We start from the raw sequence: 21129 nt of genomic DNA, 5'->3' as shown, positions 1-21129 counted from the left end.
GTTAATTCTAGTTAAATGCTTGCTTGGTTTTTTACGTGGTTAAATGAATGGATTCAATAATTAACACTTACTTTAACTCCAAGCCTGCTTTAGTTTCGGCTAAATAAGTCTGAGAAACGGGCACCTCTATGCCATTTTCCATCACCAAAATTAACTTTCGTCCCTCTTTTTTAGCTTTATCACCAAGCACTTCAATATACGTTTTAATACAATGCTTTTATAGCACTTACACCAGCGTTCACATCTACGATAAATAAGGAGGTTAAAAGAAGAGAGGCAAAGACTGCCGATAATTCTCAAAACAAACAGAGTTAGTGATAATCGTACTTGCCGAACTTGTTTGGCGCTTGGGTTTCATTGTGTTTTTGTCGACGAATAGTAAAGCGCTACAAAATCAAAAGCAGTTGTCTTATTTTGTATAATCACCATCAACTGCTTGAAAAAATGAATTAAGTTTTAAAAGAGCCGATTGAAAGTACAATACCCATTATTAGGGTAATAAAAAAACTTAAAGGACTAAAATTATCACCGTTGAATTCACTCAATAAATAGCCTGAGCAAATAAAAAAACGGCACTTGCGCCCCATAACGTTCCTGCAATAAACCCTCTATCAAATGAAAACTTCTTCGTCGCTGTCATATTCAACTCCTTATTTAACGTGACAAATAGATTTATACTCTGAATCAAAAAATTTAAGAAATGCAAATAAATAGAAAATATATAAGCTCGATTCCTAGAATAGAATTTTCCGACTATCTTGCGTTGCCATGAGTGTAATTAATAAGATTAAAGCACTCCGCTCTTCTCTAAGTTTTGCTTGCTTAATTTGATCATTATCTGCAAAAAGAACCTGACAATTCAAGGTATATGACTTGTAAAAGCAGTTTAATCAGACTGTAAGTGAGGAACACCCAATTCTATATGCAAAGACAAGAACTGTTCTTCAGATAACGGACCAAATACAACATCTTGCGCTTCAGCATATTTGTGGTCATTTCTTTTGTCTATGTAATAAAAGCCGCATACATTTTTTGGGCAAGCGTAAACCGATAAGAAAGTCTCATCAGAGGCTATATTTACCGGCTCGTCAATGCGACCGATATAACCGCCATTACCAAGCGCATAGCCTAGGCTTTTAGTTCCATCAATGATATACACCTCATAAGGTGCCTCTCTCCAGTTTGGAGAGCAGCCAAGTAGAAAAATAAAGCAAGTAAACAAAACCGAATGCATAAATTTCATCAAGTTTATAACCTATTGAATTATTTTGGTAAGGTAATGTAAAGCCACAAAACAAGCGACAAAAAAGCCGTCATTTTGATTGCCTTGTTTAATGCTGACTTCCCACCCAAATAGATTTATTGACATAGTGATAATGGAACAGCAAACCAGTTATACCTCCAGCCAAATTCCAATATAAATTCTCTAGAGAGGTAGAGAACCCGAAACAAACGAATGTGACCGCCAAACCAAGTGAAAATGCCAGGTAATAGTTAGCGAGATTATATTTGAAAAGAACAGCATAGACTGGCCCAACGACAACTATTGATATCAAGCATGAAGTAATGGCTGTAATAAAGTAAAACAGTATTGCCCCAGCAATTGCATCACTGAGAACATCCCAACCATCACCTATGAACGAAACAACCATGCCAATGAAGACCACCACACTTCCCAAAAACGAGGAGTAAACAGCACTAGTAAAAATATTGGCAATGATTTTCTTCATAGAAACTTAGCTGTACTTAGTCTCAATCGACAAACGGCTAGCCTGACATAAAGTGGCCAGCCAACTGTTAATTGTCCCAACGAGCGAAATGTGTGAACTTAAGTAAATTGGCTTATGTAAATTACACAACACGATCACCTGTGTTGTTTTGATTAATATCATTTTTTAAAACCAAAATGACAAGGTAAATTAAACCCAGTGGAGGAATAAATGATAATAAAGCACCAATTAAAGTGGCAATTTTAGGTGTATTAGTTTTACGTTTTCCTAAATAGTAACTTAAGATGCCAATAACAATTACAGAGATAAATATTATTTCTCCAACTACTGTTGCATTGATATTCATGCTCAATTCTCCTGAACATAACGCTTGCCGTATATACCATAAAATAGCAGGCTAAAATTAGCAACAAAGGAACTCAAGCCTGCTGTTTTGCATCCGACTTGATAGCTGTAATTTCTCTCGCGTGTCTTTTGGCTTTAAATGGAACCGAAGCTACAAACATAGCAATTTGTAACAGAAAAATAGCGATACATAATATTAAAAAGTTAATTGCCATTTCGATTAGAAAAGGCGTCGTTTCAAAGCCAAACCTCATAAATTTAGCTATTAAAAGTGAATTATGGTGTATTAACCAATCTAAGTATTTGCCAAGTAACAAAAGCACAAGACTAATACTTAGAGAAATTACTGAGAAAACAGATAATTTTAATATGGATACTTTTGTTTTTAAATTTCGAGCAATCAGTTGTACCCACACTATAAACGATAGGCTAGAAACAAAAAAAATCCCACCAAACCCAGCACTCAGAACCATTGCGACTAACCAAACTTGTTTAGACATGCCCCATAGATTTGCTTCATCAGGATCGTAAGTATCAGTACCAAAAAATATAACTATAAATATATAAGCAGCCAAAGAGATAAGAGCTAAGGGAATATGACCTAATACTTCTAACCGTTCTTTTCTCTTTATTGCTGCGTACTTTGTGTTCTTTTCTGCTAGTTTATCTAAAGGTTCCATAATTACAGCTAACACCCTTTTAATGGGCAAAATATAATTGGTTATAATTTGTCAGGCATGAACAAACCAACTGCGTTTTGTCCGCCTTTTTTAATTTGCCTTGTTGTGTGAATAGCTTAAAAACTCAATCACCACCGCTTCCAGAATCTCCACCAGAGTCAGAGGATGCTGAATTATCTATAGAACCAGATGTTTCAAAATTTGAACCTCCACTCATATCGAGCCATTGCCCTTTATGTTTCACAAATCTCTTTAATATATGGTGCACTATGGCAGGACCAAGAATTGGTAAAAATAGTGCCAACAACACTAGATTCGATTTTTCAGAAGCAGTTCTAATCTGGCAACTCAAGACCGAATAAGCAGCAGATGAGAACATAACTAAATGTACCAATAATGATACTAGAAAGATTGGCCAGTTTTCCATAGTTCTCCTAATTCACATAACGCTTGCCGTAAACGACACAAATAGCAGACTAAAATTAGCCACGAAGGAGCATAAACCTGCTTTTTTTTGTCCGCGTTTACGACTTTGTTATATTGCCATCACACATTTATAGAAGAAATTATTTACTAGATTTACACTCACTACTTAAAGTTTTTAAATCGTTAAATTTGCTCTCTAGTTTATCTAACCTTTTCCTTGTTAAAAGAGCGAAGGTATAACCTGAAATTCCAAATGTCATACCGATCGCACCAAATATAAACGCCATTACTTCCATAAATCACACCTGCTTTAAAATAAAAAGAGAACTCTATACCTACCAGGCAACTGGTGTTCCCCACTATTTTTTGTTCGAACTTTTAATTTGTCTTGCTAGGTTTTACTGCCATTAAGTCAGAAAGCTTATGATTTCGTACTGGACCACACATAGCAATACTCCCATCTTTTGTCTTCGGATAATGATAATAAACAGTAATTTGAATATTATTTACCTGACTCAGGTTTAAGTAGAAATATGAAATACTATACCCATCCAGAGCTGGATTAGTTTGTAGATCCCAATCACTTGCCTTACTTACGCTTATAGTTGTCTGAAGCATCAATTTATCCCCATTAACATAATTTATGTTCATTAAAGAGGCATGAGCTTTGTCGATCTCACTTGGTATGAAAATACCGATCGCTTCAACCTGTTTAGGAAATGGAGTTGGCTCCAAGATTGAAGCATAAGCAACTAATTCATTAACATCTGAGCTATCTGAACAAGCCCAAATTGAAAAAGGAAATAAAAATAAAATAGCTAAATATTTCATCGGTCTCATTTAAAAACTAACGCCCAGTTAATGGGCGGATTACGCATGACTAAAATTAGCGAAGAATGAGCCTCAGCCAAGCAGTAAGACGTCCATTTTAACAGCTTGTTATACACACCATTATTTTCTGAATGGTAACCAAAAATTATCTCTTGCCTTGTTTGCTTTTGATACACCTTCAAAAGATACTAAATTAAGGAAAATGCCAACTATTAACATTAAAAGTGGAAAGAAAAATGCGAGTAATTTTGCTTCGTTATCATTTCTATCAACACCGTTAATATTAATATACGCATGTGGGTCATTGAAAAAATTTATTGCGTCAATTCCATTCACAACTCCAAAAACGATGCACAAAACTCCAAAGAACTTTAAATACTTGTGTTTACCATTATTTGAAAGTTTCAACCAACGTTCCTCGCTATGTATAGACATAATGACTTTCACACGGTGCTAGGCTCCGCATTTTCGTGGTTAACTTAAAACCAGAGCCATAATTAGTTCGTCAAATAACTAGATAACCGTAGTTAGCTTGATTAAACATAACATACTTTTCATTAACTTAGGTACACATAAATAGTTTGTTGGAGTCACTTACGTTGAAGATAGTTGGGACGTAGAACCTATTCACTTTAGACGTATATCTTCAGCCAAGTTAGCTATAAAGAAGCTCATTCGTCAGTTCAAAATCTCCCCCCCCAACGCAACTCTTCATGTTTTTATGAAGCTGCTCCCTGTGGATACTAGATTTATCGCTTAATCACTTCTCCTAGGCATTGTTGTTACGTGGTTGCTCCTTCGCTTATTCCTAAAAAATCTGGAGAGCATGTAAAACCGACAAGCGTGATGCCCTTAAACTGGCCAAATTACTTAAATCTGAAGACTTAACCCTTATTTATGTACCTGAGCCAGAAGTTGAAGCTATTCGAGATTTATCTCTTGCTCGAGAAACCGCAATGAAAGACTTAAAAGATGCCAAATACCAGCTAAAAGCACAGCAAATCGTTTTACAAGAGTTTATCCAAACTACCAACGAGAGAATCACAAATGGGAGCGACTCGACAACAAACTGTCTCACCATATTTATCAATGGCGATACTATTCATTGTTAAAACCATTCAAGCTATGCGAGGTGTTTGTTATATGCTTTAACACTCTTCATTGTTTAGAATACTTTATCAGTATCATTTAAACCTAACGCTTGAAGCTGCGGCATGAAGCATCCGTCAGCCTTGACTTGTTAGCTGATAATCTTGCGATAAAAGCTAAAGGGTAAACAAGACAATAGCAGCCCAATGAACCACCACCTTTTTGTAATATAGGCAACTCTACGTTTTTTTTGAATCGAACTGAATATTTGCTTTGCGGCTTTTTCCACCGGGGCTTTCCAGAATATTCCCTCACCTTTCGCCATAGCGGTATCAACAAAACCAGGACGAATGTCGGTAACATAAATATTGTTTTCTTTAGATAAAGTCCTACAAGATAAACCTTCAAGATAAATAGACATATAGGCTTTTGAAGCATTATAAGCTGCAGCTGGCCCACCTTTTATTGCTGCGATTGAGGATACTCCTACAATATGGCCTCCCTTTTTTTCAACAAAGTGGTGATAGGCTATATTTGCCATTGCGGTAAAACCAGATACATTTACCGCCACAGTATCAAGCTCCTCAGAAAGTGGAAACTCTGGATTTATACTGCCAACCCCAGCATTGATCACGATAATATCAACGCCGTCCATTCGACCAAGTAATTCCTCCAAAGCCCTGACAGATTCAGAAATATTGGTTAAATCCATTGTTGATTTGAAACATTTAGAGGGCAACTCTTTTTCCAATGAGTCTAATAAATTAGAACGACGTCCAGTTATTCCAACGACGTAACCACTGGCTGACATCAGCTTAGCAAGCTCTCGGCCAACCCCTGATGTAGCACCAATTATTACTGCTTTCACAAATACCTCATTATGAAATTAACGCTTTGCTAAACGGTCTAATAAACTGTTCCCCTTTTTGCCTGTAAAGCAGGAATGCAAAAAGCGGAGCAGTTTAAGGATTCCAAATTCAGCAACTTGTTAGTTATACCAATATATAAAATAGGTAATACTTTGATGAATAATACCGACCCAACCTATAAAAAAAGCCGCATCTTCGAGTAAGCCTGCCTTTTTAAATATTTCAGCATTACCTAAGAACAACTCACCAAAAGGTTTTGAGTAAAGTACCAAAGACAGCCAGATTCCGGCAAACAGAACAGATATTATTGAATCTATATCATTCCCATCCCAAATAATGTGCGCGACCACAAAAAAAACAGATACGATTAAAGCTACAAGTTTTCCTTTTCCCCACTTTTCAAAATGGTCAATAAAAATCAATTCATATTCTCTGCTGGAATAAAACTCAGCAACTATCAAAGGGGTGAAGAAGGCAGACACAATTGTAAAAAAAGTCATTTTTTCAGTATATAAAACTAACACTTGCTTAGCAGGCAAAATTAGTGACGAAGGAGCACAAGCCTGCTGTTTTGTGCCCTTGGTTCAACGGTCTTGTTAGGTAACATTACCAAACAGCATATTGATAATCTACATAACCAGACAGTGTTGAAACCTTGCATGTACCAAGCTTTTTACCAATTTGAAATTTCTCAAATACACCTTCTTGTAATTTATAATCAGTATTGCCTTCTAAAGAGCTTAGGATATCTGATGCGTCTTCGAGGTTAACCTGAACTACCCCCTTTTCAGAGTATGAGGCTCCTTGAGGGGCAAAACCCCGAGAAGGCTCTCTTTCTATAACAATATGACTGTAAGGTAGCTCAACACCACATGAGTTTTTAAAAACAACTTCCAACGGCTCAGGGTCAGGTGGAATAAATGCCGCTATAAAAATAAATGCCACAATCAACAACGGTAGAATTACTGTTACGTATACAATTATCTTAAAAATTTTATACATGCTCGACCATAACAGTTACCTAACGCCCCATTCAGGTTTTTTTATTGTTGGCTAAATAACGAACGCAATGTGAAAAGCCAGCTGTAAAAAGTACCACACTGCAATGGCTTGTTAGGTGCTCATAAACACTGCAATTGCGACAATAACTAAAACGGTAGAAATAAATGCAAACTGAATTATCTTGTCTGAGCTCTGCGTATTCTTATTTATTAGATCATGAACTGTCACTTCTTCAGATACTTCTATAGGAGCAAACATTTGAGCACCTTTTTGCCCTTTTTCGGCTTTACTCATGCAAACGTTTAGAATAGAACCTTCTTTGTGGTGTGACTTATCATATCCATCAATATCTTTTAACGGTAAGAATCCATGGCGCTCAGCTCCATAATCTACAAATGCAGCTTCGAGCGTTGGTTCAACGCGAATAATTCTAGCCTTATAGTAATTCCCTGCTTTGAATATAGATTGGTTCATATACGATCTGCCTGTGTACCTAATGCCGAAAATAAACGGCTAAAAATAGTTGGCAAAAATTTGTGAGGTACAAACAAAGCCAACTGTTTTTTGTCCGCCCTTTTTAATTTGCTTTGTTATATGCCTGTTGTCTCTATTTTATGGCCATAAATAACAAGATGATTAATAATCTCTCGAGACTCGGGGTTACCAATTAACTCATTGGTTAACTCATGACCACCCCAATCTTCTGTCATTAGATGATCATGTGCATTTCCAGACTTTTCGGCTTGCGCTGCAATAGCCTCTAATCGAGATGCTAACCAGCGAAGCTTTTCTGGTGATGCATGAATGAAAACTTGTTCAGCTTTTTCGTCTTTTTCTAAAGTTAACATCCGAACCCTTTTGGCATATAACGCCGCAAATAAACGGCAAAAATTAGTTGGCTAAAATTTGTGAGGCACGAACAAAGCCAACTGATTTTTGTCCGCACTTTTTAATTTGCTTTGTTATATTGCATTAGCCTCCACACATTGCTTTCAAAATATTGGGGCTTACAGATGCCTGTATAGAATCATTAGCAGATAGGTATCCAATAACCTTCTGATTTTTAATGATCATAGGCGGCGAAGATGAAAACTCGTTAAATGGAGAGTACGAATTGAATTCATTACCGAATGTCGAAAACTCGTTCCATATAGAATCGCTGCTAAACTCGTTACCGTAGGTTCCAAACTCATTAAAGATAGATTCACTATCGAAGCTATTTATGATTTTACCAAGATATGTATTCTTACTGTCCTGCGCGATAATCACTGAACCATCGACAATTTGACAAAAATCATTTGCCGCCGCAGGCATAACAGCAACAAACAATATGCTTGTTAGAATTTTTCTCATGTACTCTCCTGCAATATAACGCCTTAATAAACGGCGAAAAAGCAGGCTAAACTAAGCGAAAGATGAGCGCAAGCCTGCTGTTTTGCGTCTATTGTTTAATTAACTTGTTATATTTCAGTTGCTGAGGTCCAAGTAGCTCTTAATTGATTGCCTATTTTTACACTCGCTAAAATATGGCAGTTGCTTATCTACACAAATAATATACTCGTCTTTTAATTCAACCACAGGCTTGATGTCTTTTACCAAATAATGATCATTTACCTTTTTCAAGTGCACCAAAGCGAAGTTGAACGAAGTGAATTTAGGTAAACCACTTGAATGAGTGAACCCTATAAACTCAATAATTTCTGGTTCAGGGTTTTCGTTGTACCATTCGTAGACGTTATATTTCAATTCAAAAGCAACATCCATACAAATACCGCTTTCTACATATTTATCACATGACTTTTCGCTTTCGACTACTGAAAAAGGTGACCCCAGAAATACAATATCATTTGCTTGCAGCAAGGAACTAAAGAAAAGAATAAAGACAGTAAAAATTTTCACCAATCTCTCCCTGAAATATAACGCCCCATTAAGGGGCTGATAATGTTTGGCTAAAATTGTGTAGCGAAGCGAAACTGAGCTAAACTTTAGCAGTCCCGCCTGAATGGCTTGTTATATGGCTATTTCTCAAATAGGAAATACATCAATTTCTTCGCTTTTTTTAAGTACAACATACTTTTGTTCTTTAATAGAATAAACTAACACGGCTACAACTTCCTTTTCACCTAAGCTATTACCATCATCGTCAAAAGTTAATGCAGTTCCCCATAAAAGGATGTCTTTGTAGCCGTCGGAGTTTACGTCTAATACCTCGTTATTTAGCAAGCCATTTTTAAAGTAACTTAAATCTTCGTATGAATCGTAAAGTCTTAATAGAATGCCCGGTAAAATTACCGCCCCATTACCTTTAGATGTAATCTCGAACTCATATGACACCTTTACACCGTCGCCAATAATTAGAGATTTAGAAAGAATATCAGTACCAACTTTTCCATCAGTATAAGTTGGAAGTAATTTATTTACTTCTTCTTTAGATATGATCGATTCAGCACAAACATTTGTACTCAATAGAAATAACAAAGTTAGAATTTTATACATGAGCTTCCGAGCCATATAACGCCTCGCTTAACCGGCGCAAAATAGCAGGCTAAAATTAGCGACGAAGGAGCGCAAGCCTGCTGTTTTGCGTCCTTTGGTTTAAGCGTTTGTTATGTTTTAATTGCTACTTTCTAGCGTATAAGTTATTGAACCTTCGATACGATTGTATTGCAAATCATCTTCGTTGCTAATGTATTCCAAACCACTTTTTGAAGTGACCTTGACTTCATAAGTATGTAATCCTGCACCTAAATCATCGGTACATTCAACTTTTGCAATAGTTTGTGATTTAGCCTCTTTTGTAACTGAAGTATCACAAACCTCGTTGTTCAAAAAAATGGTGATCTCTATTGGGTACTCTAGCTTTTGATAAATGTCACTTTCGAGAAATACCTTAAAACTAGTTTTACCACCAATATCATACTTAACTTGAGTAGAAAGACCTCTCTTAAAGCCTCCAATAGAAACACCCTCAGTCCATTCTTTTTCAGCGCATCCGATTAGCACTATTAACGATGCTAAAGGTAAAAATTTACGCATAGACTTCCTTAAAACATAACGACTCATTCAGAAGCAATAAAATAGTTGGTTAAAATTAGCGACGAAGGAGCAAAAACCAACTGTTTTTTGTCCTGCTGAAATGACTTGTTAGGCGCTACAATATGGGACATAGTATTTACCATTTACATCGATAGGTTTAATACTGCCAGAGTCACGTTTATTTAAGTAGTTTTGATAGTGCTTCCCCAAAGACATGCGACCAAAGCCTTCTGGATCTCCATATTCTCCATCTTTGTTTGCACATAAGCAAAACAAACTACTACCGTTGATATCGTGCTCTTTTCCTTCATACCACACATGGTATTGAAGCTTTTCACCCTCAAAGCCTTTTATGGGTTTGAAGACTTCGATTGATATAAGGTAATGTGTATAACCAAACTTCTCATTTCCGTTATACCCAATTTTTTTGAAATCCGTAACTTTTCCCTCCACAACAACATCTGCAGATTGAAAACATTGCTGATAATTACGATCCCAAAAATCATCCTCTTCGGAAAAAACAGGAGTACAACAGAATCCAATTAGAATTATAAATAGTTTCACGAAACTCAAACTCATAGTACGCCTAACGCCCCAATCGGAGGCAATAAAATAGCTGGCTAAAATTGGCGACGAAGGAGCAAAAACCTGCTATTTTTTGTCCTTTGAATTGGCTTGTTAGCACTATTTAAAACGGTTCCTCAACAATCTCTTCGAGGTGCTCTTGCGTATATTCATTGTCATAAGGCTTATCACCAGCAACCTGTTTTAAGAAATTCACAATGCTTTTTTCCTCATCACTAATATCTAGAGTTTGGGAAAACTCATATGCTGACAAAGGTTTTCCCTTATCGGGATCGTGAGAATAATCATGACTATGCTCAAAATTTCTGACTGATACATAGCGCTTAACAGATGAACCATTTGATTTTGCTGCTTCCATAGCATCCCAAATCTTAGCATTTAATGTCCAAGCACTATTAACTTTGGGATCTCCATCTTTTTTCAACCTCCGTTGTCCTTCTGTGTAAAGATACCTTTCATCAGAATCATGTATTACGTGTTGGTTTATTTTAAAATGGCTTAATACTTCGATGAAAAATGGGATGTTATTCTTTGTCCCCGTGTTTAGCACAAACAAATCACTATTTGGGTAATGCTCATATATTAAGCCACGCAAAACTATTGCTTCTGTATCACCTTCAACCAAAATCACTTCATCAGAAAAAAATGTTTCACAGATGTGAGGGTTAAAACGATTAAGCATTAGAACTCGATCTTTCGTTTCCTCATCTTTTGAGAAAACATTATCGCCTGCTTGATAAATAATTGTTTCACCATTCTCTTTCTTCACAAACCGAGCTAAAGAGGTATGCTCTCTGCTCATATCAATTAATTGAGGGTCATGAGACACACAAATTATTTGATAATCATCTTGTTCTGCTATTTGGTATAGGGTATTCCTGAACTTCCTTTTATTACTTGGATGCAAGTACAACTCTGGCTCTTCAAACAAAATAATGTGTTTTTCACCATCTTTAGTATCTTTAAACAAAGACAATATATTAATTATTGCCTGTCTAATTAACCCATGACCATGCAGATCAAATTTACGATCTAATTTAGAAACGTTTTCATCGCCACCTAATAGCTCTTCAGCGGCTTCAACAGCTTCGGCAAGTTTAATTTCTTCATCTTTCTTATCGCCGATAGTGACACTGAAATCTTTTTCAAAAGCCTTGCTTAAATCTGCTTCCTTATAAGGCGTTGATTGTATATTTAACTGAAGCTCGGGAAATGTTTCACTAAAGTATCGATTAGCTTTCTGGCTTATTTCTCCAAGATAACCTTCATTCTCAACTTTTTCTTGCAACGACTTGATAGCCGTAAGAGCACTACTATATTCAGCTTGATGATTATCTTTTAATTTTTTCAGTAACTTATTTTTTATTTCTTTTTCTAACCAATCAGTTAATGATTTGACACTCGGCATAGCCTCAATAAAAATAATATTCGGCGTAGCGTTTGTCAGAATAGGTTCTAATCCTCCAAACCCACCGGCAACAAAATCACTTTCCTCAATGCTATAAGTCATTTTAGTTGCAGCTTTATCAACTTCGCTCCACACTTTTCTAAACTTGACTAAACCATTAGCATCCACCCATTTATCCAAACCCTTTTCATTGAAATTATCAATATCACTACCTTCTTTAAGAAAAGTAGCTTCTATTACGATTTCCTTGGTTGTATCTTGTTCATAAAAATCTGTAATCAAGGCTTTTTGAGAAGGTGATGTAAAGTACTTGTAGGCATGTAACACGCTAGATTTCCCAATATTATTTTTTCCGAAAAGAAAAACAATATTATTATCTTTGAATTCGATTACATTTCCTTCGCCATTAATGGCGCGAAAGTTATTCATTTTTAGAGATACAAGCTTCATTCATTATCCTTATGCCAAAAATTTGAGAGAGTGCTAACGCCGCAAATAAACGGCAAAAATTAGTTGGCTAAAATTTGTGAGGTACGAACAAAGCCAACTGTTTTTTGTCCGCACCTTTAATTTGCTTTGTTAGTGTTCGTTTTTTGACTTTATCAAGAATTTCAGTGCGCCATACTTAACAAATGGCGACATGACATAAGCAAGCAACACAGAATCAGCAACTAGAATCCATGTGAGAACAACCGACTTATCTTCAGAATTACACAACTCTTTAAAGAATATTTCAAAGCAAACTCCATCCGGTGATGACAAAATATATATTGCCACGCCGAACAAAGTTAATGCGATGAGCACTCTTTTGAACATTTCCTCTCTGAGTTGTCGGCTAGCTCTAATTCTCAACTAAAACTCCAAGAACACTAACGCCGTTTTAAGTGGCGAGAAACAGTTTGCTAAAATGTGAAACGAAGTTGAACAGAGAAAACTGTTACGAGTCCGACTTGAAAACCTTTGTTAGGCAACATTTTTCACCCAACTATCTCGAGAAATTTTGTATAAGCAATGCTTTCTCAAATGTGCAGGAGCTGGAACATCTGGATGATTGAATGTCACGCCAGTATCAATCATGTTAATCCTCTCCATTACCGCGCGGGAGGAAGTATTATTCAGAACTGCGAAAGAAACGATTTCTTGTAATTCAAGTTCTTCAAAACCTACTTTAAGAGCAGCCGTTGCTGCTTCAGTGGCATATCCTCGTCCCCAATGCGGTTGCGCAAGCCTCCAAAGAACTTCTACGCATGGTGAGGACGGTAATTCTTCGGATGGTACATGCAGACCGACAATGCCTATGAACTCTTTGGTTTCGATGAGTTCAACAGCCCAAACACCCCATCCGTTTTCAGTAATTAGTGATTGACACTTTTCTGCGATGGAGTCGCTCTCTGCCTTGCTTAGTGAATTTGGAAAGTATTGCATTACTTGGGGATCTGAGGACATAGCAAAAAATGGTTCTAGGTCACTGGCAACCCACTGACGAAGCTTTAGTCGCTCTGTTTTGGGCTCAATAATCTGAATCATACAGAGAGCTCTCCTTGTGTTGCCTAACGCCTTAATAAACGGCGAAAAATAGTAGGCTAAAATAAGCGACGAAGGAGCGCAAGCCTACTGTTTTGCGTCCACGGTTTAATTAACTTGTTAGGCATATTAATACTCGGGCTGAATACTATTATAAACTTTTGTTAGATCAACGGAGTTTTCAAATGAACTGCTTACAATTAGAGAATTACCATCAACGATATCGGATTCACGCAGTACTAATATTTCTCTCGAGCAAATACCTATATAACCTTTTGCGTTATGGCATCCCGAAGCGACAATACCTTTGAAACCATGCCAATGCTTTAGAGTTACCTTTTCTGCTCTCTCCTTTGAGCCTTGTCGCCCTACTGTAACCCATTCATTATTGAAATAGTCAAATCCTTGCTCACTAAGTAAAATTAAATACTCTTTATAGCCGATTGATATTGATATACTTGCATTTATATTTGAGTTAACAACTTCTAACTCACAATTATTTTTAGAGCTAGGCTTTTTACTGAAACGCCAATCATTACTCAACGCAATCGAATATCTGCACTCTTTAAAATGAAACCTTTCAGAGCTAGATGCACTAACATTTGAAGTTAACAAGGATAAAAATATTAAAAAGATGACTCTCATATTTAAAGATATGCCTAACGCCTAAATAAACGGCGAAAAATAGTAGGCTAAAATAAGCGACAAAGGAGCGCAAGCCTACTGTTTTACGTCCATTGTTTAATTAACTTATTATGTTGCAGCCAACTCCGTAAGAGCCAATTTAGCCGCTTTTGATAAAGTAAGCCACTGCTTTGTTTGAATAAACTCTGTAATGTAAGGAACATTTTGTTCAGTTTCAGAGCAAACTTGTTCGAAGATTACGTCAAAACGTTTTAAAACTTCAAATTCTGTTTTGGAGAAAGTGCTCTGATACCAATCTCGATCTTTTACATCTTGGTAGCATGACTCCCAAGAACAAAATAGCTCTGCCGATACGTGAGCAATTGGAACTTTGTTTTGATAGTCGAGTTGTTCAGTTCTAGACGAGATCAACTTTAAAGTATCCAAAGTTTTCTTTCGATAATTCTGGCAAAGTTGATTATTCATCGACACTTTCTTATGCAACATAACGCCACAAATAAACGGCAAAAAATAGTTGGCTAAAATTTGTGAGGTACGAACAAAGCCAACTGTTTTTTGTCCGCACTTTTTGATTTGCCTTGTTATGTTGCATTAACACAAGGGTAGCCAATTTCTGAAATATCTTTTTTTAGCTGTTTTATTGATACTTCAGGATTTAATTCTTTAACCAATTCTTCGGTTAAAGGTAAATGGTTATAAATCTTTGCAATAGTTGTAACATCCAGATCTAATTCATAATAATCTTGAGCAAATACCCTATATGTTTCAGGGTTACAGTCAAAGATTTCTAAAAGATTTTCTGAACCATCAGGATCTTCGTCATCTGCAAATTCGAAGTCACCTTTACCCCAATAGTCTGCCGAATGAAGTTTCCAAATACAAAATGAAATATTATCCATTGAGAAAGCAGGTTCTTTAGAGGCAGTAACGAATTCAGAAGGCAATCCTTTTAATAAACCAGGCCATGGAACTTGCCCATCAGTACCCCAAGATGACATTGAAGATTCATGGTCAAAACCTTTAATAAAGCAGCCCTCTTGATTGAATAGTACATAGAAGTCATCACCACAACCATTCCTCATCGAACCCATTTGCTCATTAACGTCCCAATTTGAATTGAATGAATAAAAACGTTCATCCCATTCAGGGGACATAATTGCATCTAGCATTGCGAGTGATTGAAGTAGCTTTTTTAACTGCAATACTTCTGGCATTGAGTTTAAATTTTTAGTTGATATAGCTTCCAATGCTGGAGACTCCTTTTGCAACATAACGCCGCAAATAAACGGCAAAAATTAGTTGGCTATAATTTGTGAGGCACGAACAAAGCCAACTGTTTTTTGTCCGCACTTTTAATTTGCTTTGTTAGGTTTACGATAACATACAGAAAACCAGAAAACTGTTGTTAAAGTAACACCGAAAACTGCATAAGTTATTATTGATTCAATAATTAACCTGCCCGTTGCGTCCGTAAAAGAAGGTATAAATACAAATATAATAGAAGGAACAAGACCGACCATTAAATAGTGATGTAAACCAACAAGTTCGTTACGGCTCAACCAAAGGTGTATAGGCAGCACATAAAAGACTAACGCTGATACACTTACTAAACCACCTAGAACTGAAGCGAAAAGTAAATGAAAGAAAAGCACATTAAAATCTGCTAAGTACCAAAAATATGCAAAAGACAACCCCCAACCTGTAAGGATTGCATTTCTTAACCCTTTGATAATTATATTCAAACTAGTAAACCTAACGCCGCAAATAAACGGCAAAAATTAGTTGGCTATAATTTGTGAGGCACGAACAAAGCCAACTGTTTTTTGTCCGCACTTTTGATTTTCCTTGTTATGTGCCGCTTACTCAATTAAGGTAAAACGAATATTTGCCATAGCTAAATCTGAAGTTAAACCAACTAAGTTATACGAAGGCTCTACCCTAATTTTTACTGAACCATCCAATAGTAATTTATCAGTTATCGCCTTTGACTCTCTGAGAGTTAATGGAGTATTTTTATTAATCGCCTTCGTCATTGACACTTTTTTCAAGTTTTCGAAATTTTCAATTTGGATAGTTAGCACAGCCACTCTCCGAGGCACATAACGCTCGATTAACGGGTTAAAAATAGTGGGCTAAAATTGAGCGAAGCGAAGAGCCCGCTGTTTTTAATCCCTGTTTAATTGCTTGTTATACGATGACTACTCTTTTTTCCAAGGTAACATAAAATAGTTGAAAAAAAGTAAAACTGTGAACAGCGCAATATATGTTGTAAATTCGCCAAAAGAAAAAATGGGAGGCTCAATTGCACTAAAAATTCCAATACCTGAAACAAGTGCAATTGCACTTAAAAAAGACCAAAGAATGCCTTTTGAAAATTTATGAAAAGGCAACCCTTCAACAAACGTATAGAAAAACACTTTGATTGCCAATATTGGGATATATCCCAAAATAAGCCCAAATATGAAAGCTAAATCATTAGCACCATTGAAGAAAGCTTTTACTATTGCCATAGGTACAACAATAGTTAATGCATAGCCATAAATTTTGGCACAGCCTTTTAAATTACATTCTAATTTTTTTAAATCCATTTTCTAAATTTACGCCAAACTAAATAGTCGTATAACGCCTTACTAATGGGCGCATAAATGCTTGGCTAATATTAGCGACGAAGGAGCGCAAGCCAAGCGTTTTGCGTCCTTTTAAGTAACTTGTTAGTTTTCAATTTTTTCAGGCTTAACAACTACTTCTTTTTTATTGTCCGTTAAGACAACTTTACCGTTAAAAACACCTTTGCCCATTAAATTCCAATTGTTTGGAATTGGAGAGTTTTGCCAAATTATTTTGTGAGTTTCTATGCTGTCAGACTCGATGATAGTCACACTTAATCCAGTATGAAATTGATTTCTATGGCGGTTAACATGCGGCTCATGTGTAACTCTTTTTTGTACTATTGATTGCGGAGGAATAACAAAGGGTTTCACTAAATCTAAATCATAAGTCCATTTTTCAAAATCTGAGGTTATGGAGTCAACTCCCCAAATTCTTGTTATAGCAATTGGAAGAGTACCTGTATTAGTAAAAGTAAGATCATACTCAATACTTTTGTTAGGAATAAAACCAAGCATCGAAGAGTGTATTACCAACTCGCTTTTCTCATGGAAAAATTGAAAATAACTAGTGAATACAGAAATTATAATAGCAACGGCAGAGAACCAAATTGCAATTTTATCCTTTAGGTGCAAACAAAGCTCCTTTGAAAACTAACGCTTGCCTAACCGGCGAAAAATAGCAGGCTAAAATTAGCGACGAAGGAGCGCAAGCCTGCTGTTTTGCGTCCTTTGGTTTAGGCACTTGTTATAAGTTCATTGCGCAACAGGCCCAACATCCATTCCATCGTATGAATCTAAGCCGTTTTGATAAGCAAATATGTAAAACTCATCGTTTCTTTTATCTAGTGATTTACTATCATGGATTTCTGGCTTTTCAACATGAAGGAAGAATAAGTCTGGTTCATTCGCATCTTCTTTTTCAGCCTGAAATATTCCGACGACTGAGTAACCCATAGCCTGTATTTTAGGCATAGCTAATTCTAATTTACTCGGATCATTATCAGTGAAAAAGTAGCCCCAAAGTAATGGCTGCGATAAATCCCATTGACCTTGCTCGGCGATATTACTGAACATCTCATCAAGCTGTTCAATCGTGATATTTTTATTTGGTATGTTATCCATAACTTTCTCTTGAGCACTCAAACTAAAACTTAATAAGAAAAGTACAATAATGAATTTTGGCACTGAACTCTCCTAAACTTATAACGCCTTAATAAACGGCGAAAAATAGCAGGCTAAACTAAGCGAAGAATGAGCGCAAGCCTGCTGTTTTGCGTCCACGGTTTAATTAACTTGTTAGTTGCCGGTTACAACAATGTCGCACTTATAGCCGCCAACTTCACTCTCTAAAGTATCACTGTTATATACTGTATATTTACCAGAAACTGTGAATATTTTTTCATTGTAACCATTATACTCCCAGCGAAAACCTGTGGTTTCGGAGTTTAAGCTCAACACTTTTGTTGATTTCAGCTCAGAAGGTGACATTAAACTATTCATTTCCGCAGGAGCACCACCAACTACCAAAAATAACCACGTCTTATCTGATTCTCGAAATATAGCTAACTCATCAAATGAGCTCTCACCCAGAGAAATAGAAATACTATCTTTGAAGCTGATTTCACTAGGATTGCAGTTAAAATGCTTAGGTGACTCAACCCATACTGTTTCAGGAGCCTCGCTTTCTTGTGACGCTAAAGAAGCAAATGGGCTCAATAAAAGTAAAAGTATTCTCAAAATTTTCCTAGGCAACTAACGCCGTTGTAACCGGCAAAAAATTGTTGGCTAAAATGTGAAGCGAAGCGTAACAGCCAACAGTTTTTTTGTCCGCGTTGACGACTTTGTTATGCGTTGACACTCAAATTTAGAAGCGCTTGCGCCTGCACCAATAAGCCAAACTTAAAATCAAAAAACACCCACCAAACCCGAAATTGCAAAGAAGCGTTCGACTGGTGAATGACCTTTCTGGTCACAGCTAAAATTGAAAAACGAAAAGCCAAGACCAACTTAAAACTTAATTACGCCACTGTACCTAAAAGCTGATTTGAAGAAAAGACTTGAAGCAAAAACCGTTTCAAAGACAGTGATTTAAAGTGACGCATAACGCCCTGTTAATGGGCAAAATTATGTTGGCTAAAATGTGAAGCGGAGCGAAACCAAGCCAACTTAATTTTGTCCACTATTAAACTGCTTGTTAACTTCCTCTGAGAAAAAGCACTCAGAATCACTACGGGAGCTGCTACCAAAGCTGGGTTTGTTATTAATTTTCCAAATTACAGTTTGCCATGGGTCTTCATCTTTCTCTTTGATTTTATTGAACCATAGCTCACCCTGTCCGAGCATTACACCACTGTAATTTGACCAAAGAGTTTCGTACGTTGAGCAATAGACAGCCCGCAAAATTCTTTCATTGATAATTTTATCGCCATTTATAATGAATTCTTCCTTTGATATAGCCCTCGTAGGAACACCGTCAACATAAAGCGAAGTAGGAAATGAAAGCATTGCGGCGATTGCCTCGTAATTCTTTGAGAGTATTGCGGCTTTTACTTTCAAATAGAATGGTTTTAGCTCTGATTCTGATTCAAAGCCAGCAATCGAATGCTTATACGGAGCCTCTTTTGCAATTGTTCCAGCAGTGAAAAATAACAACAGTATTAAAATTTTACGCATAATCCACCGAGGAAGTTAACGCCTAGCTTAACCGGCGCAAAATAGCAGGCTAAAATTAGCGACGAAGGAGCGCAAGCCCGCTGTTTTGCGTCCTTTGGTTAAAGCGTTTGTTAGGTTTACTTAAGCTTTTCTTTACACAAAGGGCATTCGCAAGGATTTAAATCCCAACTCTGACTTCTAACCAACTTACCATTGAAGTTTAGATATTTAAATTGAGCCGCACCACATTTAGGGCAAGTGTTTAGAAACATTTGTACGAATATCGCGACTACAACCGATATAAAAGCTAGTCCAAACATCCAAATATGCTCAGTGTCAGAAACGAAGTGAAACACCAGAACAAATATAAAAACTGCAGTACAAGTTTTTAAAACAGGTAAAAATTTAACTCGCTTTTGTTGATAAATTTTTGCTGAGCTCTCAACTTTCATGTAAACCTAACGCCCGCATAAGTGGCGCAATAAAGCTTGGCTATACTAAGCGAAGAATGAGCGCAGCCAAGCTTTTTGCGTCCACCCTTAATGCGATTGTTATACAACACCTACAAAGATGGTGCATAAGCATTCAGCGCGAAAAATAACACTAATGCACTAGCAACTAAAGCCAAGTTTAAAACAGCTCCTTTTATAAGATCGTTAGGTGACTCATTCATTTCGTCTACGTAAGTTTGGGGGTTTAACATTGAGAACAAAATTGCCAAACCTATGAAAGTAAAGCCTAAGATAAAAAAGTAAATTATTTTCCAGTGCTTATATAGTGAAGTTGTATCTATTTTATGAAGCAGACGGCTTTTTTCTATATTCTCAGTTCTAATATATGCAGCCGAAGTAATGAAAGAGAGTGTCCACAAATCCAAAAGAATTTGAGGCACATCAATATTAAAGATTTTAAATATCCCTGATGCAACTAACCGATAATACTCCAAGATACTTGAGAACACTCCAGAAAGACCAACCGTAAAAAATTGTTGGAACAAACTCACTAAACTTAATGTACTTACGAGTAGAGCTAAATATTTAAGAATTTGATTCATACTGGTGATTTAAAGTGTTGTATAACGCTTGCCTAACCGGCGAAAAATAGCAGGCTAAAATTAGCGACGAAGGAGCGCAAGCCTGCTGTTTTGCGTCCTTTGGTTTAGGCACTTGTTATAAGTTTATTGCGCAACAGGCCCAACATCCATTCCATCGTATGAATCTAAGCCGTTTTGATAAGCAAATATGTAAAACTCATCGTTTCTTTTATCTAGTGATTTACTATCATGGATTTCTGGCTTTTCAACATGAAGGAAAAATAAGTCTGGTTCATTCACATCTTCTTTTTCAGCCTGAAATATTCCGACGACTGAGTAACCCATAGCCTGTATTTTAGGCATAGCTAATTCTAATTTGTTCAGATCATTATCAGTGAAAAAGTAACCCCAAAGTAATGGCTGCGATAAATCCCATTGACCTTGTTCGGCGATATTACTGAACATCTCATCAAGCTGTTCAATCGTGATATTTTTATTTGGTATGTTATCCATAACTTTCTCTTGAGCACTCAAACTAAAACTTAATAAGAAAAGTACAATAATGAATTTTGGCACTGAACTCTCCTAAACTTATAACGCCGCAAATAAACGGCAAAAATTAGTTGGCTAAAATTGTGAGGAACGAACAAAGCCAACTGACTTTT

General features: G+C 36.5%; 31 protein-coding genes and 1 pseudogene. 1 reads left to right on the top strand and 31 read right to left on the bottom strand.

The genetic code is table 11. The features are described from left to right. Positions 1 to 886: 886 nt before the first annotated feature. From PP2015_RS19765 to PP2015_RS19735, 7 genes are all read right to left on the bottom strand, one after another. Entirely contained in the window at positions 887 to 1243 is a 357-nt protein-coding gene (locus PP2015_RS19765) for a hypothetical protein (protein ID WP_227009260.1), read from the bottom strand. A gap of 88 nt (positions 1244 to 1331) precedes the next feature. Continuing rightward, positions 1332 to 1730: a hypothetical protein gene (locus PP2015_RS19760; protein ID WP_058032213.1), complete on the bottom strand. Its 399-nt coding sequence runs from the start codon at positions 1728 to 1730 to the stop codon at positions 1332 to 1334. 121 nt (positions 1731 to 1851) lie between these two features. Beyond that, positions 1852 to 2076 carry a hypothetical protein gene (locus tag PP2015_RS19755; RefSeq protein WP_058032212.1) on the bottom strand — a complete coding sequence of 75 codons (225 nt, stop codon included), beginning with the start codon at positions 2074 to 2076 and terminating at the stop codon, positions 1852 to 1854. Positions 2077 to 2149: 73 nt separating this feature from the next. Beyond that, on the bottom strand, positions 2150 to 2755 hold the full coding sequence (locus tag PP2015_RS19750) for a hypothetical protein (RefSeq protein WP_058032211.1): 606 nt from the start codon (positions 2753 to 2755) through the stop codon (positions 2150 to 2152). Positions 2756 to 2879: 124 nt separating this feature from the next. Further along, entirely contained in the window at positions 2880 to 3182 is a 303-nt protein-coding gene (locus tag PP2015_RS19745) for a hypothetical protein (protein ID WP_058032210.1), read from the bottom strand. A 377-nt stretch (positions 3183 to 3559) separates the two neighbouring features. Beyond that, positions 3560 to 4012, bottom strand: coding sequence for a hypothetical protein (locus tag PP2015_RS19740; protein WP_058032209.1), 453 nt, complete (start codon positions 4010 to 4012; stop codon positions 3560 to 3562). Between the two features lie 120 nt (positions 4013 to 4132). Then, positions 4133 to 4420 (bottom strand): hypothetical protein, encoded by a 288-nt coding sequence (locus PP2015_RS19735; protein ID WP_058032208.1) that lies wholly within the window; start codon positions 4418 to 4420, stop codon positions 4133 to 4135. A 124-nt stretch (positions 4421 to 4544) separates the two neighbouring features. On the opposite strand from PP2015_RS19735, the pseudogene PP2015_RS21745 reads away from it, so the two are divergent. Further along, positions 4545 to 5149: pseudogene (locus PP2015_RS21745) on the top strand (IS110 family transposase); the annotation flags it as partial. A 103-nt stretch (positions 5150 to 5252) separates the two neighbouring features. Here the strand turns inward: PP2015_RS21745 and PP2015_RS19730 are convergent. From PP2015_RS19730 to PP2015_RS19605, 24 genes are all read right to left on the bottom strand, one after another. Continuing rightward, complete coding sequence (locus tag PP2015_RS19730) at positions 5253 to 5969, bottom strand: SDR family NAD(P)-dependent oxidoreductase (RefSeq protein WP_083496694.1); 717 nt, start codon at positions 5967 to 5969, stop codon at positions 5253 to 5255. A 120-nt stretch (positions 5970 to 6089) separates the two neighbouring features. After that, positions 6090 to 6509, bottom strand: coding sequence for a hypothetical protein (locus tag PP2015_RS19725; protein WP_058032207.1), 420 nt, complete (start codon positions 6507 to 6509; stop codon positions 6090 to 6092). Between the two features lie 67 nt (positions 6510 to 6576). Next, on the bottom strand, positions 6577 to 6972 hold the full coding sequence (locus PP2015_RS19720) for a hypothetical protein (RefSeq protein ID WP_058032206.1): 396 nt from the start codon (positions 6970 to 6972) through the stop codon (positions 6577 to 6579). Between the two features lie 111 nt (positions 6973 to 7083). Next, positions 7084 to 7446 (bottom strand): S1 RNA-binding domain-containing protein, encoded by a 363-nt coding sequence (locus PP2015_RS22175; protein WP_058032205.1) that lies wholly within the window; start codon positions 7444 to 7446, stop codon positions 7084 to 7086. 116 nt (positions 7447 to 7562) lie between these two features. Then, complete coding sequence (locus PP2015_RS19710) at positions 7563 to 7820, bottom strand: Imm32 family immunity protein (protein ID WP_058032185.1); 258 nt, start codon at positions 7818 to 7820, stop codon at positions 7563 to 7565. Between the two features lie 124 nt (positions 7821 to 7944). Further along, positions 7945 to 8325, bottom strand: coding sequence for a hypothetical protein (locus tag PP2015_RS19705; protein ID WP_058032204.1), 381 nt, complete (start codon positions 8323 to 8325; stop codon positions 7945 to 7947). Between the two features lie 114 nt (positions 8326 to 8439). Then, positions 8440 to 8871, bottom strand: coding sequence for a hypothetical protein (locus PP2015_RS19700; protein WP_058032203.1), 432 nt, complete (start codon positions 8869 to 8871; stop codon positions 8440 to 8442). Between the two features lie 126 nt (positions 8872 to 8997). Continuing rightward, the gene (locus PP2015_RS19695; RefSeq protein ID WP_058032202.1) at positions 8998 to 9483 is read right to left on the bottom strand and encodes a hypothetical protein; all 486 of its coding nucleotides are present in this window, start codon (positions 9481 to 9483) and stop codon (positions 8998 to 9000) included. Between the two features lie 102 nt (positions 9484 to 9585). Beyond that, complete coding sequence (locus PP2015_RS19690; RefSeq protein ID WP_058032201.1) at positions 9586 to 10008, bottom strand: hypothetical protein; 423 nt, start codon at positions 10006 to 10008, stop codon at positions 9586 to 9588. A 108-nt stretch (positions 10009 to 10116) separates the two neighbouring features. Then, complete coding sequence (locus PP2015_RS19685) at positions 10117 to 10572, bottom strand: hypothetical protein (protein ID WP_128724213.1); 456 nt, start codon at positions 10570 to 10572, stop codon at positions 10117 to 10119. Positions 10573 to 10696: 124 nt separating this feature from the next. Continuing rightward, positions 10697 to 12451, bottom strand: coding sequence for an ATP-dependent nuclease (locus PP2015_RS19680; RefSeq protein WP_058032199.1), 1755 nt, complete (start codon positions 12449 to 12451; stop codon positions 10697 to 10699). Between the two features lie 513 nt (positions 12452 to 12964). Continuing rightward, the gene (locus tag PP2015_RS19670; protein ID WP_058032197.1) at positions 12965 to 13528 is read right to left on the bottom strand and encodes a GNAT family N-acetyltransferase; all 564 of its coding nucleotides are present in this window, start codon (positions 13526 to 13528) and stop codon (positions 12965 to 12967) included. A 126-nt stretch (positions 13529 to 13654) separates the two neighbouring features. Continuing rightward, the gene (locus PP2015_RS19665) at positions 13655 to 14170 is read right to left on the bottom strand and encodes a hypothetical protein (protein ID WP_058032196.1); all 516 of its coding nucleotides are present in this window, start codon (positions 14168 to 14170) and stop codon (positions 13655 to 13657) included. A gap of 108 nt (positions 14171 to 14278) precedes the next feature. Then, a complete protein-coding gene (locus PP2015_RS19660; RefSeq protein ID WP_058032195.1) occupies positions 14279 to 14635 on the bottom strand; it encodes a hypothetical protein in 357 nt (118 codons plus the stop codon). A gap of 116 nt (positions 14636 to 14751) precedes the next feature. Continuing rightward, positions 14752 to 15417 carry a hypothetical protein gene (locus PP2015_RS19655; RefSeq protein ID WP_058032194.1) on the bottom strand — a complete coding sequence of 222 codons (666 nt, stop codon included), beginning with the start codon at positions 15415 to 15417 and terminating at the stop codon, positions 14752 to 14754. A 105-nt stretch (positions 15418 to 15522) separates the two neighbouring features. Next, a complete protein-coding gene (locus PP2015_RS19650) occupies positions 15523 to 15912 on the bottom strand; it encodes a hypothetical protein (protein WP_058032193.1) in 390 nt (129 codons plus the stop codon). Positions 15913 to 16029: 117 nt separating this feature from the next. Next, positions 16030 to 16251, bottom strand: a complete 222-nt coding sequence (locus PP2015_RS19645; protein ID WP_058032192.1) for a hypothetical protein — start codon at positions 16249 to 16251, stop codon at positions 16030 to 16032. 117 nt (positions 16252 to 16368) lie between these two features. Then, positions 16369 to 16758, bottom strand: a complete 390-nt coding sequence (locus PP2015_RS19640; protein ID WP_058032191.1) for a hypothetical protein — start codon at positions 16756 to 16758, stop codon at positions 16369 to 16371. A 123-nt stretch (positions 16759 to 16881) separates the two neighbouring features. Then, the gene (locus PP2015_RS19635; protein WP_058032190.1) at positions 16882 to 17412 is read right to left on the bottom strand and encodes a hypothetical protein; all 531 of its coding nucleotides are present in this window, start codon (positions 17410 to 17412) and stop codon (positions 16882 to 16884) included. A gap of 120 nt (positions 17413 to 17532) precedes the next feature. Continuing rightward, the gene (locus PP2015_RS19630) at positions 17533 to 17964 is read right to left on the bottom strand and encodes a ribonuclease E inhibitor RraB (protein WP_227009259.1); all 432 of its coding nucleotides are present in this window, start codon (positions 17962 to 17964) and stop codon (positions 17533 to 17535) included. Between the two features lie 111 nt (positions 17965 to 18075). Next, positions 18076 to 18516 carry a hypothetical protein gene (locus PP2015_RS19625; protein ID WP_058032189.1) on the bottom strand — a complete coding sequence of 147 codons (441 nt, stop codon included), beginning with the start codon at positions 18514 to 18516 and terminating at the stop codon, positions 18076 to 18078. Positions 18517 to 18945: 429 nt separating this feature from the next. After that, positions 18946 to 19452: a hypothetical protein gene (locus tag PP2015_RS19620; RefSeq protein ID WP_058032188.1), complete on the bottom strand. Its 507-nt coding sequence runs from the start codon at positions 19450 to 19452 to the stop codon at positions 18946 to 18948. A gap of 541 nt (positions 19453 to 19993) precedes the next feature. Then, the gene (locus PP2015_RS19610; protein ID WP_058032186.1) at positions 19994 to 20485 is read right to left on the bottom strand and encodes a hypothetical protein; all 492 of its coding nucleotides are present in this window, start codon (positions 20483 to 20485) and stop codon (positions 19994 to 19996) included. A gap of 123 nt (positions 20486 to 20608) precedes the next feature. Continuing rightward, positions 20609 to 21040, bottom strand: coding sequence for a ribonuclease E inhibitor RraB (locus PP2015_RS19605; RefSeq protein ID WP_237113209.1), 432 nt, complete (start codon positions 21038 to 21040; stop codon positions 20609 to 20611). Positions 21041 to 21129: the final 89 nt, after the last annotated feature.

This window comes from Pseudoalteromonas phenolica, from assembly GCF_001444405.1.
In the GTDB taxonomy this organism is placed as follows: domain Bacteria; phylum Pseudomonadota; class Gammaproteobacteria; order Enterobacterales; family Alteromonadaceae; genus Pseudoalteromonas; species Pseudoalteromonas phenolica.
The sequence above is the reverse complement of the archived record's forward strand: the minus strand, read 5'-3'. Positions and strand labels throughout refer to the sequence as shown.

Bases quoted from the DNA above. Each gene is read 5' to 3' on its own strand.
- PP2015_RS19680 (WP_058032199.1), bottom strand. From the start codon at position 12,451: ATGAAGCTTGTATCTCTAAAAATGAATAACTTTCGCGCCATTAATGGC.
- PP2015_RS19720 (WP_058032206.1), bottom strand. From the start codon at position 6,972: ATGTATAAAATTTTTAAGATAATTGTATACGTAACAGTAATTCTACCG.
- PP2015_RS19710 (WP_058032185.1), bottom strand. From the start codon at position 7,820: ATGTTAACTTTAGAAAAAGACGAAAAAGCTGAACAAGTTTTCATTCAT.
- PP2015_RS19705 (WP_058032204.1), bottom strand. From the start codon at position 8,325: ATGAGAAAAATTCTAACAAGCATATTGTTTGTTGCTGTTATGCCTGCG.
- PP2015_RS19670 (WP_058032197.1), bottom strand. From the start codon at position 13,528: ATGATTCAGATTATTGAGCCCAAAACAGAGCGACTAAAGCTTCGTCAG.
- PP2015_RS19755 (WP_058032212.1), bottom strand. From the start codon at position 2,076: ATGAATATCAATGCAACAGTAGTTGGAGAAATAATATTTATCTCTGTA.
- PP2015_RS19765 (WP_227009260.1), bottom strand. From the start codon at position 1,243: ATGAAATTTATGCATTCGGTTTTGTTTACTTGCTTTATTTTTCTACTT.
- PP2015_RS19665 (WP_058032196.1), bottom strand. From the start codon at position 14,170: ATGAGAGTCATCTTTTTAATATTTTTATCCTTGTTAACTTCAAATGTT.
- PP2015_RS19695 (WP_058032202.1), bottom strand. From the start codon at position 9,483: ATGGCTCGGAAGCTCATGTATAAAATTCTAACTTTGTTATTTCTATTG.
- PP2015_RS19620 (WP_058032188.1), bottom strand. From the start codon at position 19,452: ATGCGTAAAATTTTAATACTGTTGTTATTTTTCACTGCTGGAACAATT.
- PP2015_RS19760 (WP_058032213.1), bottom strand. From the start codon at position 1,730: ATGAAGAAAATCATTGCCAATATTTTTACTAGTGCTGTTTACTCCTCG.
- PP2015_RS19750 (WP_058032211.1), bottom strand. From the start codon at position 2,755: ATGGAACCTTTAGATAAACTAGCAGAAAAGAACACAAAGTACGCAGCA.
- PP2015_RS19745 (WP_058032210.1), bottom strand. From the start codon at position 3,182: ATGGAAAACTGGCCAATCTTTCTAGTATCATTATTGGTACATTTAGTT.
- PP2015_RS19660 (WP_058032195.1), bottom strand. From the start codon at position 14,635: ATGAATAATCAACTTTGCCAGAATTATCGAAAGAAAACTTTGGATACT.
- PP2015_RS19610 (WP_058032186.1), bottom strand. From the start codon at position 20,485: ATGAATCAAATTCTTAAATATTTAGCTCTACTCGTAAGTACATTAAGT.
- PP2015_RS19690 (WP_058032201.1), bottom strand. From the start codon at position 10,008: ATGCGTAAATTTTTACCTTTAGCATCGTTAATAGTGCTAATCGGATGC.
- PP2015_RS19640 (WP_058032191.1), bottom strand. From the start codon at position 16,758: ATGGATTTAAAAAAATTAGAATGTAATTTAAAAGGCTGTGCCAAAATT.
- PP2015_RS19740 (WP_058032209.1), bottom strand. From the start codon at position 4,012: ATGAAATATTTAGCTATTTTATTTTTATTTCCTTTTTCAATTTGGGCT.
- PP2015_RS22175 (WP_058032205.1), bottom strand. From the start codon at position 7,446: ATGAACCAATCTATATTCAAAGCAGGGAATTACTATAAGGCTAGAATT.